Annotated in this window: 16 protein-coding genes; 2 read left to right on the forward strand and 14 right to left on the reverse strand. The window is 32.2% G+C overall.

The window, feature by feature from the left end; genetic code table 11:
• Window positions 1–4: 4 nt before the first annotated feature.
• The gene (locus COL3_RS07110) at window positions 5–1,360 is read right to left on the reverse strand and encodes a putrescine aminotransferase (RefSeq protein WP_008418916.1); all 1,356 of its coding nucleotides are present in this window, start codon (window positions 1,358–1,360) and stop codon (window positions 5–7) included.
• Window positions 1,361–1,723: 363 nt separating this feature from the next.
• Between COL3_RS07110 and COL3_RS07115 the strand changes: the two genes are divergently transcribed.
• Both COL3_RS07115 and COL3_RS28610 read left to right on the forward strand, forming a co-directional pair.
• A complete protein-coding gene (locus COL3_RS07115) occupies window positions 1,724–2,476 on the forward strand; it encodes a helix-turn-helix transcriptional regulator (RefSeq protein ID WP_008418913.1) in 753 nt (250 codons plus the stop codon).
• A gap of 117 nt (window positions 2,477–2,593) precedes the next feature.
• Window positions 2,594–2,767 (forward strand): hypothetical protein, encoded by a 174-nt coding sequence (locus COL3_RS28610; RefSeq protein WP_008418911.1) that lies wholly within the window; start codon window positions 2,594–2,596, stop codon window positions 2,765–2,767.
• Between the two features lie 20 nt (window positions 2,768–2,787).
• On the opposite strand, the gene COL3_RS07120 is transcribed toward COL3_RS28610, so the two are convergent.
• The 13 genes from COL3_RS07120 to COL3_RS07180 all read right to left on the reverse strand — a co-directional run bounded on the left by COL3_RS07120 (window position 2,788) and on the right by COL3_RS07180 (window position 16,099).
• Complete coding sequence (locus COL3_RS07120; RefSeq protein WP_008418910.1) at window positions 2,788–4,269, reverse strand: aldehyde dehydrogenase family protein; 1,482 nt, start codon at window positions 4,267–4,269, stop codon at window positions 2,788–2,790.
• A 97-nt stretch (window positions 4,270–4,366) separates the two neighbouring features.
• Window positions 4,367–5,737, reverse strand: a complete 1,371-nt coding sequence (locus COL3_RS07125) for an amidohydrolase family protein (RefSeq protein ID WP_008418908.1) — start codon at window positions 5,735–5,737, stop codon at window positions 4,367–4,369.
• A gap of 35 nt (window positions 5,738–5,772) precedes the next feature.
• Window positions 5,773–6,579: an ABC transporter permease gene (locus COL3_RS07130; RefSeq protein WP_008418906.1), complete on the reverse strand. Its 807-nt coding sequence runs from the start codon at window positions 6,577–6,579 to the stop codon at window positions 5,773–5,775.
• Between the two features lies 1 nt (window position 6,580).
• Window positions 6,581–7,444, reverse strand: coding sequence for an ABC transporter permease (locus COL3_RS07135; protein ID WP_008418904.1), 864 nt, complete (start codon window positions 7,442–7,444; stop codon window positions 6,581–6,583).
• 12 nt (window positions 7,445–7,456) lie between these two features.
• On the reverse strand, window positions 7,457–8,584 hold the full coding sequence (locus COL3_RS07140) for an ABC transporter ATP-binding protein (RefSeq protein ID WP_008418903.1): 1,128 nt from the start codon (window positions 8,582–8,584) through the stop codon (window positions 7,457–7,459).
• A gap of 33 nt (window positions 8,585–8,617) precedes the next feature.
• Window positions 8,618–9,712, reverse strand: a complete 1,095-nt coding sequence (locus COL3_RS07145) for a spermidine/putrescine ABC transporter substrate-binding protein (protein ID WP_008418900.1) — start codon at window positions 9,710–9,712, stop codon at window positions 8,618–8,620.
• Between the two features lie 123 nt (window positions 9,713–9,835).
• The gene (locus tag COL3_RS07150) at window positions 9,836–10,183 is read right to left on the reverse strand and encodes a P-II family nitrogen regulator (RefSeq protein ID WP_008418897.1); all 348 of its coding nucleotides are present in this window, start codon (window positions 10,181–10,183) and stop codon (window positions 9,836–9,838) included.
• Window positions 10,184–10,332: 149 nt separating this feature from the next.
• Window positions 10,333–11,094, reverse strand: coding sequence for a helix-turn-helix transcriptional regulator (locus COL3_RS07155; RefSeq protein ID WP_008418894.1), 762 nt, complete (start codon window positions 11,092–11,094; stop codon window positions 10,333–10,335).
• Window positions 11,095–11,346: 252 nt separating this feature from the next.
• Window positions 11,347–11,523 (reverse strand): hypothetical protein, encoded by a 177-nt coding sequence (locus COL3_RS28615; RefSeq protein WP_008418892.1) that lies wholly within the window; start codon window positions 11,521–11,523, stop codon window positions 11,347–11,349.
• 79 nt (window positions 11,524–11,602) lie between these two features.
• A complete protein-coding gene (locus COL3_RS07165) occupies window positions 11,603–13,633 on the reverse strand; it encodes a M13 family metallopeptidase (RefSeq protein ID WP_008418891.1) in 2,031 nt (676 codons plus the stop codon).
• 231 nt (window positions 13,634–13,864) lie between these two features.
• Entirely contained in the window at window positions 13,865–15,211 is a 1,347-nt protein-coding gene (locus COL3_RS07170; RefSeq protein WP_008418890.1) for a CHAP domain-containing protein, read from the reverse strand.
• Window positions 15,212–15,529: 318 nt separating this feature from the next.
• Complete coding sequence (locus tag COL3_RS07175) at window positions 15,530–15,799, reverse strand: pro-sigmaK processing inhibitor BofA family protein (RefSeq protein ID WP_008418889.1); 270 nt, start codon at window positions 15,797–15,799, stop codon at window positions 15,530–15,532.
• 21 nt (window positions 15,800–15,820) lie between these two features.
• Window positions 15,821–16,099: a DUF2508 family protein gene (locus COL3_RS07180; RefSeq protein WP_008418888.1), complete on the reverse strand. Its 279-nt coding sequence runs from the start codon at window positions 16,097–16,099 to the stop codon at window positions 15,821–15,823.
• Window positions 16,100–16,204 lie beyond the last annotated feature (105 nt).

A 16,204-nucleotide genomic window follows, 5' to 3' on the forward strand; every position in this document is an offset into this window, starting at 1 on the left:
GCTTTTATAAATTAAATTCTTTTTTAGTATCTTCTAGTGCTGCGTCCATTCTTTCAATTACATTATCCATGTCCTCTTTTGAAATAACAGCTGCTGGCTCAAAACGAACACACTTAGCATTAACTAAAGTTCCTGCAGTCATAACGCCTCTTTTAAACAAACCTTTAGCAACTGAGTATCCTATATCACTTTCACAAAATTCTACTGCGAGCATTAGTCCAGTACCTCTTACTTCATTAATAACTGTAGGATACTTTTTCCATAAGCCTTCTAATTCAGCTTTTAAATATTCCCCTTTTTCCTTACATTGTCCAGGAACATCATTTTCTAACATGTATTTTATTGTCGCAAGTGCTGCTGAGCAGCAAACTGGATTTCCACCAAAAGTTGGTGATCCTAGTAGCCATGGATTGTCTATTAATTCTTGTGTCCACATTTTAGGTCTGCATATGATTCCTGTTATTGGCATTATTCCACCACCAAAGGCTTTACCAAAAGTCATAATATCAGGGGTTACCCCTTCTGCTTCACATCTCCACATTGTTCCAGTTCTACCCATACCAGTTTGAATCTCATCAAATATTAATGCTACTCCATATTCATCACATATTTCACGTACTTCTTGTAGATACCCTTCTGGCGGAATAATAATTCCCGCTTCACCTTGTATTGGTTCTAATATAACAGCTGCAACTTTTTCTCCAACTGCATAAAGATTTCTTATTGCCTTTCTCATATCTTCTGCATTACCATATTCAACATGCTGCACTTGTTGTACCATTGGTGTATAAGGCACTCTATATGTGCTCTTACCGCCCATTGAAACAGCACCCATTGACTTACCATGGAAGGCTCCTACTGTTGAAATATACCATCTTCCGCCCGTAGCGATTCTTGCAAGTTTTAATGCCATTTCTACAGCTTCTGCTCCCCCATTGGTAAAGAAACAGTATTCTAAGTCTCCAGGAGTAATATCAGCAACTGCTTTTGCAAGATACCCTCTTAATGGATCTAATAATTCTTGTGAATGCAATGCTTGATGATCTAGTTGCGCCTTTACAACATCAAGTATCTCCTCATTTCTATGTCCACATGTATAAATTCCAAACCCACCCAAACAATCGATAAATTTTTCTCCATATAAGCCTGTACAGTAAGATCCTTCATCTGTCCATTCTATCACCGCTGCATTAGTTGATACTGATTTTCTGTATTTAAGCCAGCCTGGACTTACATAATTATCAAAATAATTTATTGTATCCTTTGTAATTTGTTCCTTATCATCATTTGTTAATTCATCACTTTTAATATATCCTATGACTTTCTTTAAATCTCGAATAACTTTTGCTTTTTCTCCCATAATAGTATACTTCCTTTCTAAAATTAAAACGACGCATTACATTGATTCCTAAATCAGTAATACGCCGTCGTATTTAATCTATTTCTTTTATTGATTCTATTATAAGATAAATCAGCTAATGAAGACAATTCTCTTAGCGTATGGTTATTGCATTATTTTAGGAGTACTAATACTACTTTATAAGTACCTTTTTTCTTATATAGTGCCTACAGCTCCTAATATTTAAGCATTGATGCAAATATATACAATTTAGCCGGTTTATGATACACTATTCTTAATGAACATCTTTGTTCATATTGTGAATTTTCATATCAAGTGACATATTTATTTTAACATAATATATAATTACAGAGAGGTATTTATATGCAAAATAATGAATTTCTCTTAATAAACAATATAATTTATCAGATATATAGCATTCCTGATTTTGATACTATGAAAATCACGTTCTTAAATCTGCTAAAAATGCTAATTCCCAACACAGCTTCGAGCATCTTAATGGCCGATCATACAGCTTCTAAAAACTTACTTTGTGATCCTATTTGTGTACCCGAGGTCTATTCACAAACCGAAAAGAATTATCTTTTGAATGAGGATGAAGACTATACCCGTTGGATAATGCTTAGCGGTCAATGCCTTCTTATTCGTGAAAGCGATTTGATGCCTGAAGAAGAACGAGTGAAAACAGTGCTTTATAAAAAGTGCTACGAACCATTTGGGCTCCATTACTCGCTGCAATTAAACCTTGTATATAATGATTTGTTCTTAGGAGTAGTTACAATTTATCGTAAAAAAGAAGAAGGGGATTTTAATTCTGATGAGATGTTTATTGTAAAAGCTTTTAGTGACCATCTAAATCTTCGTTTTTATGATTATTATACAAAGGATTCAAAAAATTCTTCTAGCAAATCCTATTCAATAGCAAATCTTGCTGCGCAATATAACTTAACAAACCGTGAAGTGGAAGTTTTACAATTAATTTTTCAGGATATGGACAATGATCAAATTGCAGACAAGCTTTGTATAAGTGGATATACCTTAAAAAAACATATTCAGAATTTATATCGCAAATTTGATGTATCTACCAAATGGAACTTGTTAAAATTTAGAGAATAAACACATTTGTAATGTATTGTGAAGGACATTTACTCTTTATATAGGTAACTTAAAAAAACTTAGAGTAACAACAAAACAAAGAAATAGAATACACATATGTGGAGCAGGCATTGAAAAATGAGCTGCTGCATATCTTTACGGGAAGTTGTTCCACTTTTGCTTGTCCTATGCTTGTCACAAGAACATGCAGAAGTTGGCGCAACTTTCAGTTTAGATATGCAAAGCGAAATTTTTCATAGTCCTGAGGAACATATATGCATTCTATTTCGGTTGTTTATTGCTTTACTTTAAGTTCTTCACAATACCTTTATTTAATGTTCGTACCAGCCAATTGGCCCTGGTGTTAAATTAATATTTATTTGTTTTATTTCTTGATATTCTTCTAACCCATGAACTCCTAGCTCTCTTCCATATCCACTCATTTTATACCCTCCCCATGGTGCTTCATTAAACGTTGGGTTGTAACAGTTAACCCATGTAATTCCTGCGCGAATCTCTTTTATCACTTTTAGTGCTCTTGTTCCATTAGATGTGAATACTGCACCCGCCAAACCATATACTGTATCATTAGCTAAAGCTATAGCCTCTTCCTCTGTCTTAAATGTTTGAATTGTTACAACAGGTCCAAAAATTTCTTCTTTTACAATAGTCATATCTGAAGTACAGTTATCAAATATAGTTGGTCTCACATAATAGCCTTCTTCACATTCTCCTTCTGTATATCTTTCGCCACCACAAACTAGAGTTGCGCCTTCTTTTTTACCTATCTCTATATATCTTAATACTGTTTCCATATGCTCCTTTGAAACTAATGGCCCCATATCAGGATTATTTACTGGGTTACCTATAGTCATAGCATTTGCTTTTTCTGCAAGACGTGCCACAAATTTATCCCTAATTGATTCCTCAATAATAATACGTGAACCTGCTGAGCAAACTTCACCTTGGTTGAAGAAAATACCAACCATTGCCCATTCTACAGCACCTTCAAAATCTGCATCCGCGAAAATAATATTAGGTGATTTTCCACCAAGTTCTAATCCAACCTTCTTAAGATTACCTACAGCTGCTTTAGCAATACCTTGACCTACTTCTGTGCTTCCTGTGAAAGTAACCATGTCTACATCTTTACTTTCAGCTATTTCTTGCCCTACAGTTCCACCTGATCCTAATACTAAATTTACACACCCTTTTGGAAGACCTATTTCATCAAATACTTCAAATAATGCAATAGTTGATAATGGTGTATTTGAACTTGGCTTGAATACAACGCTGTTTCCCGCCGCTATTGCTGGTGCTAACTTCCAAACAGCCATTAAAAATGGGTAATTCCACGGAGTAATTTGTCCGCATACACCTACTGGTTCATGAACAGTATATGAATGCATTTCTCCAAATCCATCATTTACATCATAAACTCCGCCATATGGCTTTGTGATTAAGCCTGCATAATACCTAAAGCAATGAATTCCATCATCAATATCTCCTTCTGCCTCGCGAAGTGGTTTACCATTGTCTATAGTATCAAGCATTGCAAATTTATCTCTCTTTTCTGCTATCTTATCTGCAATCTGCAAAAGTATATCTGCACGAGCCTGTGCATTCATTCTTCTCCATTCGCCTTTTCCATAAAATGATTCTTTTGCTGCTGCTATTGCTAATTTAGTATCCTCAACTCCGCCTTCAGTCGTTTTTGCGATTACTTGTCCATTAGCTGGATTTATAACATCTCTTGTTTTTTTAGAAAGTGCTTCTACCCATTCCCCATTAATATACATTTTTTTGATTTCCATAATATCTCTTCCTCTCAATTTATTCAGTTAACAGTTAACAATTTACAGTTTCGGATGAAAAGTCTTCGACTTCTCTTAAAAACTAATTGAACCTTTATCACCATTTCCATAATTCACATTTATCTTTAATAGTTCTTCCTGCGTTTACATCCAATATTTCTTTTCCTTTCACAGTCATAACTCCATTGACAAATACATATTCAATTCCCTCGGGCCTTGCATCTGTAGCTCCAAAGCAAGGATAATCCGCCTTGTCTTCTATAATCTTTGCATCGAAAATTAAAATATCTGCATCTGCCCCTACTTCGATTGTACCTTTATTGTTTAAACCTAAACGTTTTGCTGGCATATAAGTGCAGCGTCTAATGGCTTCCATTAATGTGATTCTATGCTGTTCTCTTACCATAGTTCTAAAAAATTTAGGATATGTGCCCGCATCCTGAGGATGACCTGGTATCCCACTGTCATATAATGTACCTGCATCTGTACAAACCATTACATAAGGTTTTTCTAAAATTTCAAATACTTCATACTCTTCGCCTACCATACCTATTCCTGTATCATCAGGATAATCTCGTCTAAGCTCTTCATACATTTCTTTTGTTAATCTCTGCCCTCTATATTTACCAGTTCCAGCTATTAAACTACTGTAATCACATCCCCATTTTTCCACGCAACCCTCATCGAAGACGGCACTTCCAATGGCTGTTGCAAAGCCGCTGTATAATCCACTATCTACTGATATATCCAACCCTTCCGCTAAGGCTTCATCAATCATATGGAGTGCCTCTGTAGCCATTCCCATCCCAAATTGATAAGTTAAATGCGAGATATTTACTACTGCTCCAGTTTTTTTAGTTATATCAATTGCTTCTCTTAAGGATGAAAGGCCACCATAGCAATCTGATCTCGTATGAATAGATACTAATTTCCCATATTTAGCTGCAACTTTGGATAGTTCTAGAACCTCTTTTGATGAGCTTCCTGGTACATATTCAAGCCCAAATGACAGTCCGCTTACTCCAAAATTAAATGCTTTTTCAAGAATAACTTTCATTTTTTCAATTTCTTCATCGCTTGACGCTTTGTATCGATCAGTAACTCCAACTTGTTCTCTTAGAGAAGTATGCCCAATTTGTTCAATCTGATTAATTAAGAAATCATCATATTTCTTATAAAATTCCTCCATGTTTTCTGGAGACATTCCACAATTTCCATTGTATACTGTAGTGACTCCCATAGCAGCCATTACCTTTGCACAATCTAAATTCCCTTCTACATGAGCATGAATATCTATAATTCCTGGACATACTATTTTTCCTCTAACATCTATTTCACTATTTCCCTCTATATCCTCTCTTGTTATAACGCTTATTTTTCCCTTTAGAATTCCAAGACTAGCTACAGTACTCCTTTTATTTTTAGGATCTATTATAGTACCATTCTTAATAACAACATCGTATTTCATTATTAACTCATCCTTTTCTTGCAATTACAAAGCCTTTATATTTTATTAGCTTTTAGTTTTTTAACTTGAAATGCAGTATTTATAACTATAATTATTATGGTTACAAGCATTATTACTGTAGATAAAGCATTTACCTCAGGTGTTACTCCTGTCTTTACCATTGAGAAAATCTTGAGCGGTAAAGTTGTACTTCCTGGTCCAGTTGTAAAGAAGCTGATTACAACATCGTCAATAGATAATGAAAATGCCAACATGGCCCCAGATAAAACTCCTGGCATTATAATTGGAAGAGTTACTCTCCAAAAGGTTACAATACGGTTTGCACCCAAATCCATGGCTGCTTCTTCTAAAAATCTATCAAATCCAGCAAGTCTAGCTCTAACTGTTATTACAACAAAAGGAATACTAAAGGTAATATGAGATAAGGTAATACTTATAATTCCTAATGGAATACTTAAAGCCGAATATATAGAAAGTAATGCAATACCAAGTACAACTTCTGGAATTACTATAGGAATATATAGTAATTTATCTATTAAATTTCTTCCCCTAAATCTATATTTACTTAATCCAATAGCACCAATGGTTCCTATAATAGTTGAAACAACGGTACTTAATGCGCCGATAATCAAAGTATTTGTAAGTGCTTCCATAAGGGTTCTATTTTTAAAGAAACTTCCATACCACTGAAAAGTAAAACTTTCGAAAGTAATATTTAACTTTGAGGTATTGAATGAAAAAATAATTACATAGAAGATAGGAAGATATAAAAATAAGAAAACAAGATAAATATAAATATTTTTAAATATTCCAGATATATTTTTTTTCTGTGCCTTTGTCATTTTACATCCCTCCTAAATCATCCATATTACCACCAGATTTTTGATACAGCCATACAAGTATTAGGGTAATTATAATTAAGAAAATTGAAATTGCTGAACCTAATGGCCAATTTCTAGCAGTTATAAATTGAGTTCTAATAATATTACCAATTACCTGTGTTTTACTTCCACCAAGTAAATCAGTAACAAAGAAATATCCTAGTGCCGGAATAAATACTAAAATACTGCCTGCAAATATTCCTGGCATTGTAAGGGGCAAAGTAACTTTTAAAAATGCAGTAGCAGGTTTTGCACCTAAATCATTACAAGCTTCTAAAAGAGACTTGTCTAATTTTTCTATTGAACTATATAATGGTAAAATCATAAACGGTAACAACATATATACAAGACCTATCATAACTCCTGTGGTATTGTATACCAGTTGAAGCGGCTCATGAATTATTCCAAACTTCAGTAACGCTGAATTAATTATTCCATCTTTACGAAGCAAATTAATCCATCCAAAAAGTCTAATTAGAGAACTTACCAGGAATGGTACTATTACCATAGCCATAAAAACTGTCTTTTTTATAGTTGTTTTTTGAGCTATAAAATAGGTAAATGGGTAGGCAATTAGTATACATATTATAGTTGTAAAAGCTGAAATCAAAAGCGATTCACCAAAAACTTTTAAATATAGTGGATCAAATACTTGCATAAAGTTATTTAATGTAAATCCAATTACAACTCCGCCATAAGCCCCTTTATTCATAAAACTCATAATAAATACATAAATAAAAGGAATAGCTACTAATAAAATCATCCATGCTGAGACTGGTCCTACTGTCGTAATAAGAGGTAAGTTTATTTTCTTTTTGTCACTCATCTAAATACCTCCTTATTTCACTTGTTTTTCTACTGTAAATACAGGATTGTCTATAACATTGAAGACTTCCTGGCTTTGCGATTTAATGACTACAGAATCTTCTTTTTCCCAATACACACATACTTCTGTGCCTACTGGCAATAATTCCACTTTGGGATTAGTATTCATTTTAACTTCCATACCTGTTGGAAGCACAATAATTGTTTTATTCACATTTCCAATATAGACATGTTCTTTTACTTTCCCTACAAGTGTGAATCCTTCCACCGGCTCTTTAGATAGCTTTATATTTTCTGGTCTTACTAAAACATAAATTATTTCATTATCTTCTATTTGAGAATCTAGTGCTAAAGCATCTCCAGTTTCTAATTTCACTTTTAATACGTCATTTCCAAGTTTATTTGCAACTCCATAAAAAATATTAGATTCTCCAATAAAATCTGCAACAAATTTAGATCTTGGTTTTTCATAAATTTCTTTTGGTGTTCCTATTTGTTCTAGGTCACCTCCATACATAATCGCAATTCTATCACTCATTGTAAGTGCCTCTTCTTGATCGTGAGTAACATAAACAAATGTAATCCCTAATTTCTTTTGGAGGCGTTTTAATTCAAATTGCATTTGCTTTCTTAACTTTAAGTCTAAAGCTCCTAACGGCTCGTCTAATAATAATACCTTTGGCCTGTTTATAAGAGCTCTTCCTATTGCAACTCTTTGTTTTTGACCACCTGATAATTGATCAGGCTTTCTATTTTCAAAACCTACTAATTGTACTAGCTCAAGAATTTCAGTAACACGTTTTTTAATTTCTGCTTTGTTAACCTTCTTTACTGTTAATCCAAAAGCTAAATTATCATAAATAGTCATATGAGGAAACAAAGCATAGTTTTGAAAAACTGTATTTACTTCGCGCTCATATGGTTCATTATTTTGAACTTCTTCACCTTCAATATAAATATTTCCGCTTGTAGGGGTTTCAAAACCTGCTATCATCCTCAAGGTCGTGGTTTTTCCACAACCCGAGGGGCCAAGCATAGTTAAAAACTCACCTTGCTTTATTTCAATGAATAGGTCTCGAACTACATGATTATCTCCATATTTCTTATTTACATTTTCTATTTTTACGATGACCTCAGACATTTCATCCCCTCCAAAGTTTTTAAATTTTGTAATCTAGCCTTTAAATTTAGTCCATAAATCAGTTATTTTAGATACATTCTCTCCTATATCTTGTAGCCCTTGACTCTTTTTCATTTCTGCTTCTGGTATATTCACAATATTATTGCTTTTAAATTCATCTCCTAAAACATCTTTAGCCGCCTTATTAGGATTAACATATGGGAAAGTCTTTGAAATAGTAGCACTTACTTCTGGATCTAAGATATAGTTCATTAATAAATCTGCGTTTTCAGAGTTCTTAGCTCCATTTGTCTTCATCATCATATCAAATGTAAAGTAAATACCTTCTTCTGGATATACTACTTTAATTGCTGGATTTTCTTTTGCTGCTAAAGCACATTCACCACCATAAACAAGGCCTAATGAGCATTCGCCATTTAACAATAATGTTTTTGGACTATCACCATTAAATGCATGGATATTTGGTTTTAATTGTGTTAGATAATCTTCTGCTTTCTTTAAACCCTCATCACTTGTATCATTTATCTTATATCCATTTGCCATTAATCCAATACCAACAATTGGTCTTGCATCTTCAACAACAACCATTGTATCTTTATACTTAGGATTTAATAAATCTTTGTATGATTTAATATTATCTTTAATTTTATCTGTATTAACTGCAATGAGAATACTTGTACCTAAATAAGGAATACTATATTCATTTTTAGGATCATTAGCTTCATGCAGATATTGTTCATCAATGTTTTTGAAATTCTCTATTTTAGTTGTATCTAATTTTTGAATCAAATCTTGTGATTTTAATATTTGGATATCTTGTGCTGGACCTATAATCATATCATATGTGCCTTTACTACCTGATTTAACCTTTGCAAGCATTTCATCTGGATCAGTAAATGTAGTCATATTAACAGTGACTCCGTACTTTTCTTCAAATCCCTTTAACACCTCATCTGGCAAATATTCTGACCAGCATATAACATTTAATTCTTTGCTTCCACTAGAGCTTGTGCTCGAACTTCCATTAGAAGCAGTTTGAGTACTTGATCCGCAACCCACTAAACTCATTGTAGCCATTGCTCCTATCACTATAATTGACATAAACTTTTTTAAACTTCCTTTAATCATATTACTCACTCCTCTTAATAAATATCATTTTAATAATCTTGATGTACCTCTAAAAAACTAAAATAAAAAAGTGCATAAAGATTAATCCTATCTTCATGCACCTTTGCATTTAAATATTTATAATTATAAGGCCTTGTTTCCTCTTTCTCCTGTTCTAATACGAACAGCTTGTTCAATATTTCGAACAAAAATTTTACCATCTCCAACATTGCCAGTACCTACTTTATCTATTACAGCTAAAAATATATCTTCCAATACATCATCTTCTACCACTGCTTCAACCTTAATCTTTGGTAATAAATTTATAGTAGTTTTTAATCCCTTAATTTCATTTACACCTTCTGTAGAACCTCTTTGAGTTCCACATCCCATTGCAGTCGAAATTGTCATGCCACCACAGTGATACTCATCTAAAATACTTTTAACAATTTCTAACTTTTCAGGTCTTATGATTAGTACTATTTCTTTCATAAAATCTCTCCTTTCCCAGTTAATAAACTATTTAGCCTAATTGCTACTTCTTGTGAATAATATACTATCAAATTCTTTTTATAACAATTGACCAAAAACACCATTTTAATTATCCTTTTTAATATATAAATACTTATAAAGGAGTATATTTATTCTTTTTCTCTAACCATTTTAAATAGTTGGACCCTATTTTTAATATCTAATTTCCTATATATATTTAATACATGCTTTTTTAATGTATTATTAGTAATGCATAATTTATTACTAATTTCATTATTTTCTAAACCATTCATGAGTTCATGTAAAACAGATTCTTCTCTTTTAGTTAACCCAAAAATTTCTGCACATTTGGAAACAGATAATTTTTCATCTTCCGTTGAATTATTTTTTAAGTCTTGATATAACCTAAATGCTAGGTGTTCTTTTATCATATCCAATACAAAAGAATCTTCATATGAAAAATCTTCTTTTCCCTTTAATCTAAAGAAACATACTACACCGACAAATTGATTCTTATGCGCTAATATAACATTTAATGTATGATGCCAATTATTAGGCAAAAAGTATTTCTTATAATACTCTGTTTCCATTCTCTTTTGTTCTGAAATAATATCACTTTCTCTATATACCTTACTTTTTCCACCAAACATAAGACCTCTGCTATAATCTATGCCATCATACTTATCCATATAATCTTCATCTGCCTTAGGTTTGTAGTTATAAAATACTGGACTTGTTAGGGTATGACTATTTAATTCTGATGCAATGTAAAAATCAGCACTATCAAAATCTAAAATCAATGCCATCTGAGTAAGGAAATTTTTCCTCATAGTAATAGAATCCTCAATAGAATTAATTTGATATACAATATTATTAATCACCATCCAATCATTGGTTTCTAAACTACGCATACATTAAACTTCCTTTCCTCTTAAAATCTGCTAAAATAAAAAAGCACATGTAACCCTCTTAAACAGAGTATTACATATGCTTCGTTGCACATCTATGATTTGTATTAATTACATTTTACTCCCTCATAGTGTGCCTTTCAATATTATCATTTGACTATTTTTTGTCCTAATATACTCCTTTAGGAGTATATTAAAAGTATTTTATACTACATTTTATAGGAAAGATTCTACATTAACTCATGAACTTTAAAGTTAATTATCTTCATCAAAATATAGCACTGACTCAGTTTCTCTGCAATACTTAACACACATACATTGTGCTAATTTTCTTGGACATTTATAACATAAACAAGTTAAATCCCTGCCATCACATTTCCCTTGCTTTAATTCCATGCAATCCCCGCAATTTACTCCATTTCCGGCTGGCATAATAATATCACTACTCCTTTAGTTTTATACTTATTATATTATCAACTCAAAGCTAGTGAATGTCAAATTAAAGATTTATCTACCATATTCCAATTCTATCTTCTGGCTTAACATACATTCTATCCTTATCTGTTATTCCATATGTGTCATAGAACGTTTGAAATTGTGGTAAAACTGCATTTACTCTAATTTTATTAGGTGAATGGACATCTAATGCTAATGCATACTCTGCATATTCTTTTGTTGTTATTTGACGCCAAGTAACTGCATAACTTTCAAAAAATGACTTATAATCAGGCTTGTCCATTGTGTTTAATATATCTAAAAGACAAGACACGCCTCCAATATCAGCGATATTCTCACCTACAGTAAGATTACCATTTATATTTTCCCCTGGCATTGCTTCTATTTGACTATAAAAGTCTTTTACTTTTTCAGTCCTCTTTGTAAATTCATCGTAATCTTCCTGACTCCACCAGTTATTAAGATTCCCATCCGCGTCATATCTAGCACCTGTATCATCAAATGCGTGGCTTATTTCGTGTCCAAGAATAACGCCAATTCCGCCTAGATTTTTTTCTTTGCTTTCATTTGGATTGTAGAAATGCCCCTGTATGATTCCCCCTGGTATAATAATCGAATTCTCAGTTGCACTATAAAATGCATTAACTGTCTGAGGCGTAAATCCATCTTTTTTCTTATCCACCGGCTTATTTATTCTTCCAAATACCTCATTCATGGCAAAAACTCTAAGCGCCATTGCATTTTCGAAAAGTGATCCTCCTTCTTCAAAGGATTTAAGGTCTACCTTTGAATAATCCAGCCATTCTTCGGGATAACCTATCTTTATTTTTAATTTATCTAATTTATCAATAGCATTTTTCTTAGTTGAATTACTCATCCAATCAAGATTAGTGATACGCTTTTTATAAACCTCAATAATCTCCTTAGTAATTTGCTCTACATCGTCCTTAGTTTTTTGCGGAACATACTGCTCTGCATAAATTTTTCCTATTGCCATACCCATCATAGAATTAATTGAATTGATTGCGTCCTCTTCTTTTGAAGCAGTTCCTGTCACTCCAAGCAAATTACTAGCATATTCTTTATTTGCCTTCTCAAAATCTTCGCTTAAATAGCTTGATGCATAGGTCAAATTCGCTATTTCAATATAATTCTTTATAAGAGGCAGATTTTCTTGAGTATAAATCTTATTAAAACCTTCCAGCCACCTAGGATCCTCTAAAATAATTTTATTAGCTTTATCTATACCTAAGTAACCCATAATAGTTGGCAGATTTAGATTTGGTGCTAAATCATTAAGCTCATCCAAAGTATATATGTTATACATATCATCAATTACACTTGATGATTGTGATCTCTCATGTTTGCCCACCATATTTTGTGCTACCATATTTTCAAACTTAAACATATTATCTACCTTGGTTTTTGCTTCAGCTTGAGTATATCCACTTAGTACCAAAATTTTATTATAATAATCTTCTGTTAATTTTTTATTTTTAAGAGTTTCCTTAGTTGGATTAGTGTATTCATCCGAATCACCTAGACTTAGGCCTGTAGGGCTTATATATAATATATTAGTGGTCACATCTTTAATATCTCTCTCAACAGCAAATTTTATCGTTGAGTTTATTATATTCTTATTACTCCATAGTTTTGTAGCATCATCTATTGTTTGTATATTCTTAATTTTATCTAAAATTCCTTGAATTGGTTTTATGCCCTCTTGATTTCTTGCTTGTACATTAACTATGTTGTTATACACATTTATTATTTTCTTCTCATCACTATTTTCTGGGTATTTATCTTTACTATTTAATAAATTACTGACAATAGTTTTTATCTGGTTTGTTACATTTTCTTCAACATCATCAAATGTAGAGGTGGATGATTCTCCTTCTTTAATTTTTGCTTTATTAAGCCAATCAGCATTTACAGCCTCATAAAAATCATCTTGCAGTCTTACTTCTTGGTTGTTATTTTTCGAGTTTCCCTCTTCTGCGGCTGCCATAATATATGATGTTGGAGACATAACCAACATAAATACTAGCAAGCTTACTATAGCACCCAGTCTTTTAAATTTTTTCATTGTTTAACCTCTCTTCCAGTATAGCTTTTAATAGCAATAGGTAATATATAAAGTTATTAGATTTAATACTCGTCCCTCAGCATTTCAACGAATTTACTAAAAAGGCCTCTATTTCAAATTTTATTATCTAATAATCTATACATTATGTATAAAAAGTTTCCCTTATATGTGACACTAATAAAAGCTATTCCTTTCCTTACCTAAATCAGTAGGTAAGGCCTACCTTTATTTTTAGAAATTAGGTTTGTCCAAATAAATATATCCATATAAATAATCAGTATCGTATATTTCTCTATATCTGAAAACTACTCCATTCCAAGTTGATTCTGAAATATATATCTTGCCATTACTTATTTTTTCCACCATTGCTACATGTCCACTCCCTCCAGAATTCGGCAAATTAGATTTCCATACTGCAATAGCCCCAACTCTAGGCTCTGAGCCATATTGGTACTTTCCACTTTTTTTATTAGCATTCCACCACTCATATGCATTGCCAATAAATCCTGCATCATCTGGCTTTTTACCAGTGAGTTCCCAAGCTCGTCCCCAAGCATACCATGTACAATTACCTTTAATCACCTTCCCTCCATTAGAAAATGGTGGTGATAATCTAATTTTATAAAAAAGGTTATCATCTGAATAGTAATGCTTATTGTCTAGACTTGGTGCTGTATCTCTTATGACGCCTTTACCTAATGAATCATCCTTTGAATCTATCTCCTTACCACTATCTGTGTCATTCTTATTATCAGTATTGTCCTTATTATCAGTATTACTAATTGGTGGAGGCACTAAATTATTATTACTATCGGAACTAGAGCCTGTGCTCGTATTAGTATTAATATTTTCATCTTTATTAAAGCTAATCCATTTAGAACTTACCCACCCTTCTTGTCCATTCATAATTATAGGGTAAAATCCATTTGTTTCACTATCAAGGATTTTAACTTCTGCTCCTTTAGCTAAAGTACCTATTATATCTGAAGTTACAGATGCCTTTGACCTAATGTTTAATGGACCGTCATTAGTTGAAACATAAGCAATACGTGAGCTGCTGTCATTGCTCTTTACATTACTCGTATTCTGTGGTTCAGTTTGATTTTGTGTTCCCTTAGATATATCTTTACTATTTATTACTGCCCCTGAACTTGAAAAAGTATATACTGCCCCGTTAATTGTGACGGATCCAGTCACCATTTCTCCACTAGAATTTGTGAAGTACCACGCTCCATTATCATTAATCCAACCAACACTCATTTTTCCATCTTCATTAAAATAATACCATTTTCCATCTATGTTTTTCCAGCCAACACTCATTTCTCCGCTATCAGATAAGTAATACCAATCTCCACTATAGTTGATCCAGCCTCTGCTCATTACTCCATCTGTATCAAAATAATACCACTTATTATCAATGCTTTTCCATCCAGTAGCTTTAACGCCATTCTCCATCCAGCTCCAATTGCTTCTTGTATCATCAATCCATTTTGCTGAAGCTGATACATAATACATGTTTGCTACTATTAATGTTACTATTCCTGTTAGTATTACTTTTTTAATAAACTCCTTTTTCATACTTTGTTATCCTCTCTTTACAAGTTAATCATCTAATCGATGTTATCATAAGCAACTTACTATTAACTAATTTTTTATTATGTAATATCTAACTTATTTCTAACTTTAAGTACTAAATGTAAATAAATCCTTATACATTAAATATTAACTCAAAATTAAGCAATTAACAAATAAATTATAACCTAAATATTCAAAAATAATAAAGCCTGTCCACTAATAATATAATTAAATATTTCTTAGCAGACAGGCCATACTAAACTTATAAATATTAAATTTTGCAACACTATAAATTCCTCTAATCCTAAATCATAAATTTTATTATAGAAACAATCCAATCATAATTAGTACAATAACACCTGGAACTCCAAAAAAACCTGCTATTAGGGCTGTAATCGGGTTAATTGCTAATGAGAAGTTAACATTTATACCTATAAGACTAAGATTTGCAAGTATGAAATTTACTGCATATAATATAATAACCCCTATTATCCCATTTATAATTATTTTTATTGGCCATTTTAATAATTTTGCTACTAAGAATAGTGCTACTATTCCTGCCAATCCATATATTAAATACTGTCCATCCATGTTTAACTTCCCCCTCTTTAGTTATTCCGCAATCTCTATATTTTTTTCTATAATATAACTATTACCTACACTTATCCCCTTTTCCCTTGCTATTGATAATAAATAGTCATATCTTTTTCTCGCAACATTTTCTGAATAAATTGCTACCTCTATTAACTTGTCATCGTTGACATTATTAAACATGCTACGTGCTACATTTATTTCCATCTTTGCAATTTCCATATCTTCTATTAGTTTTGCATACATTTTTGAATCATCAGCCTTATTCATCAGGTATTCTACAATATTTTTTTTATTCATGTAAATCCCTCCAAAAACTTCTTATTACCATTTTATCCACTTAGAGGGCAAAATATACATGTTTTTTACTCAATATTTTCCAATTCATTAGGAACATTATTTAAT

This window comes from Clostridium sp. LS (assembly GCF_002760435.1).
GTDB lineage: Bacteria > Bacillota > Clostridia > Clostridiales > Clostridiaceae > Clostridium.

Bases quoted from the DNA above. Each gene is read 5' to 3' on its own strand.
- COL3_RS07110 (WP_008418916.1), bottom strand. From the start codon at position 1,360: ATGGGAGAAAAAGCAAAAGTTATTCGAGATTTAAAGAAAGTCATAGGA.
- COL3_RS07115 (WP_008418913.1), top strand. From the start codon at position 1,724: ATGCAAAATAATGAATTTCTCTTAATAAACAATATAATTTATCAGATA.
- COL3_RS28610 (WP_008418911.1), top strand. From the start codon at position 2,594: ATGAGCTGCTGCATATCTTTACGGGAAGTTGTTCCACTTTTGCTTGTC.
- COL3_RS07120 (WP_008418910.1), bottom strand. From the start codon at position 4,269: ATGGAAATCAAAAAAATGTATATTAATGGGGAATGGGTAGAAGCACTT.
- COL3_RS07125 (WP_008418908.1), bottom strand. From the start codon at position 5,737: ATGAAATACGATGTTGTTATTAAGAATGGTACTATAATAGATCCTAAA.
- COL3_RS07130 (WP_008418906.1), bottom strand. From the start codon at position 6,579: ATGACAAAGGCACAGAAAAAAAATATATCTGGAATATTTAAAAATATT.
- COL3_RS07135 (WP_008418904.1), bottom strand. From the start codon at position 7,444: ATGAGTGACAAAAAGAAAATAAACTTACCTCTTATTACGACAGTAGGA.
- COL3_RS07140 (WP_008418903.1), bottom strand. From the start codon at position 8,584: ATGTCTGAGGTCATCGTAAAAATAGAAAATGTAAATAAGAAATATGGA.
- COL3_RS07145 (WP_008418900.1), bottom strand. From the start codon at position 9,712: ATGATTAAAGGAAGTTTAAAAAAGTTTATGTCAATTATAGTGATAGGA.
- COL3_RS07150 (WP_008418897.1), bottom strand. From the start codon at position 10,183: ATGAAAGAAATAGTACTAATCATAAGACCTGAAAAGTTAGAAATTGTT.
- COL3_RS07155 (WP_008418894.1), bottom strand. From the start codon at position 11,094: ATGCGTAGTTTAGAAACCAATGATTGGATGGTGATTAATAATATTGTA.
- COL3_RS28615 (WP_008418892.1), bottom strand. From the start codon at position 11,523: ATGCCAGCCGGAAATGGAGTAAATTGCGGGGATTGCATGGAATTAAAG.
- COL3_RS07165 (WP_008418891.1), bottom strand. From the start codon at position 13,633: ATGAAAAAATTTAAAAGACTGGGTGCTATAGTAAGCTTGCTAGTATTT.
- COL3_RS07170 (WP_008418890.1), bottom strand. From the start codon at position 15,211: ATGAAAAAGGAGTTTATTAAAAAAGTAATACTAACAGGAATAGTAACA.
- COL3_RS07175 (WP_008418889.1), bottom strand. From the start codon at position 15,799: ATGGATGGACAGTATTTAATATATGGATTGGCAGGAATAGTAGCACTA.
- COL3_RS07180 (WP_008418888.1), bottom strand. From the start codon at position 16,099: ATGAATAAAAAAAATATTGTAGAATACCTGATGAATAAGGCTGATGAT.